At 62.6% G+C, this 2,676-nt stretch carries 2 protein-coding genes and 1 pseudogene; all 3 read right to left on the minus strand.

The features are described from left to right. On the minus strand, positions 1 to 1,002 hold a 1,002-nt coding region (locus ACE3UY_RS13385; protein ID WP_374688010.1), incomplete at its 3' end, for an Rnase Y domain-containing protein. A 14-nt stretch (positions 1,003 to 1,016) separates the two neighbouring features. Further along, positions 1,017 to 1,655 (minus strand): regulatory protein RecX, encoded by a 639-nt coding sequence (locus ACE3UY_RS13390; protein WP_374688011.1) that lies wholly within the window; start codon positions 1,653 to 1,655, stop codon positions 1,017 to 1,019. A 675-nt stretch (positions 1,656 to 2,330) separates the two neighbouring features. Further along, a pseudogene (locus ACE3UY_RS13395) lies at positions 2,331 to 2,676 on the minus strand (DNA recombination/repair protein RecA); the annotation flags it as partial.

The following is a 2,676-nucleotide window of genomic DNA, read 5'->3' on the forward strand; positions in this document are numbered from 1 at the left end:
CGACGCCTCGACCGAGTGCTGCAACTGGTTCTGGCCGTAGGAGGTGCGATACTTCAGCCGGCCCAGCGTCTTCAGAATCTCCGGGTGCAGGCCGTGGACGTTGGCCTCGTAGGCGGCGTGCTCGCCCGCCTCCTTGATGTCCCGCTCGACCTCCTCCTGAGCATCGCTGATCAGCTTCTCGATGCGCGCCGGGTGAATCCGGCCATCAACGATCAGCTTGGCCAGCGCCCGGCGGGCCACTTCGCGCCGCACGGAGTCGAAGCTGGACACAGTGACCGCCTCCGGCGTGTCATCCACGATGATGTCCACCCCGGCAGCCTGCTCGAAGGCGCGAATATTCCGGCCGTTGCGGCCGATGATGCGCCCCTTCATCTCGTCGTTGGGCAGCGGCACGACCGACACGACCATGTCGGCCACCTGGTCGCTGGCGAGGCGCTGGATAGCGACGGCGATGGTCTTGCGGGCCTGTTCCTCGGCCGTCTCCTTGGCGCGGTTGTCGATCTCGCGCATGACGCGGGCCAGGTCTTGCTGGGCCTCCTTCTCGACCTGCTGGATGAGCACACCGCGCGCCTCGTCGGTCGTCATGGCGGCGATCTCCTCCAGCTTCTTGCGGTGCTCGTCTTCCAGGTCTTGCAATTCGTTCTGGCGTTTGTCGATCTTGCTCTGGCGCTTGTTCAGGACTTGCTCGCGCAGTTCCAGCTTCTTGGCCTGGTTGTCCTGGTTGGCGCTGCGCCGATCGACGCGTTCCTCGGCGCGGGCGAGGTCCTGGTAGCGCCGTTCGATGGCTTTCTCGGCCTCGGTGCGGATCTCCTGGGCCTCCTCGCGTGAGACGCGCAGGATGTTCTCAGCCTCGCGGTCGGTGGCGGCGCGCTTCTCGGCCAGCTCGGCCTCGGTGGCGGCGACGAGCGCGTCCACCTTCGGCTGCAAGACCGAGCGGGTGATCAGCGCGGCGGCCGCTGCGCCCACCAGGAGGCCTATGATCAGGCCTATCCATAGTTCCATGATAATGATCTCCTTTACTGTTCGTTGTCTGTTTGTAAGGCAAGCCAGGTCTCTTCGACGACCTCGCCCACCACGTCATAGGGATATCCATGACGCAGCAGGTAGCGGGTCAGCTTGGCGCGCCACTCCTGTTCGGGCAGAGCGCGCCAGCGCCCGGCTTGCTTCTGCGCGACCCGCCGCGCCGCGTCGATCTCGTCCAGGCTCGACAGAGCCTCGCTGACCACGTCGCGTTCGATGCCCTTCTGGCCGAGTTCCTGCCGCAGCGCCAGACGGCTGCGCGGCCGGAACGTCTCTCGTTGTTCCACCCAGAAGGCGGCGAACGCGGCGTCGTCGATCAACCCGGCTTCGGTCAGATCGTTGATGACTGTTTCGATCACGCCGTTCTCATGTCGATGACGGCGCAGATGGCGCGCGATCTCGGCCGAACTGCGCGGCCGGCGCGCCAGCAACCCCACGGCGCGCTCGCGCGCGTGGTGAACTTCCTCCTGGCCGGCCAGCCGTTCCAGGTCGGCCGGCGTCAGCGTCGCGCCGACCCGCAGGCCGGCGGCCACGGCCACCGACAGCGCCAGGCCGCAAGCGAACTCGCCATCCACGAACACGCTCACGCGGTCGGGATTCTTCACCTGCGCCGTCAATGCCGTTATCGTTCCCATGCAACAATTAGGAATTAGGAATTAGGAATTAAGATGCTCTAGCAACGGTGTTGGTGATTCCTAATTGCCCAATTTCCTTAATAATCTGCGTAATCTGCGGATCACTCTCTTCCGAAAAACAAAAAGCCGTGGCTATAGAGCCACGGCTAGTGAACAGGCTATTCCAGGTCTTGCGATCTGTTGTCAATAAAGCCCCACCCGAATTGGGGTGGTCAGCCCGCTTGGCAGGTAGCGCAGGCTATACGGCGACGGAGCCCATATTCAAAGCGTTCCAGGCCGCTGGGTAGCGGCGATTTCTCGGCGGCGAGCCTGGGTGCTGTATCATTCGATTTGCCTTGTTATCCGGCCGGCGTGGGTAGGGGTGGGGCCTCGCCGGCCGGCTATCTATCTCAAACCACAGGGTTCCTGTACGCAATTTCAACCTGACGTGACCAGCTGACTGGGTTGTTCCTTATCGACACGAAGTGCCATGTGCGCCACTCGCGCGGCGCGAATTTCCTAGCTGTGGCAATAAGCCGTCTGCCTACGTTCGACTGTAAACTGCTCTTCCCCGGCAAGCTGAGCCTTGCCAGGTGCTCAATGTTCCTGCGACCGAAGCATCCCCAGATAACGCAAACCCGATAGATGACTCTCAAAAAATCTGCCTGATCTGCGAAATCTGCGGATTCTTCCCTCTTATTGAATAGGCGGCAGCCCCTCGGCTGTCCGAATCTGGCTCTCCAACTCGGTCAAAATGCCCCGGTTCTCGGCCAGATAGACCTTGGCGTTCTCGCGCCCCTGGCCCAGCAGCGCCTCGCCGTAGCGAATATACGCGCCGCGCTTGTCCACCAGATTGCGCTCGATAGCCAGGTCGAGCACGTCGCCCGTCTTCGATATCCCTTCATTATACATGATATCGAACTCGCACTCGGTGAAAGGGGGGGCGACCTTGTTCTTCTTGACCTTGACGCGGGTGCGGTTGCCGACCACGTCGTTGCCGGCCTTGATGGCCTGGATGCGCCGGATGTCCAGCCGGACGGAG

The sequence above is a fragment of the Promineifilum sp. (SeqCode) genome (assembly GCF_041918635.1).
Taxonomy (GTDB): Bacteria; Chloroflexota; Anaerolineae; order Promineifilales; family Promineifilaceae; genus Promineifilum.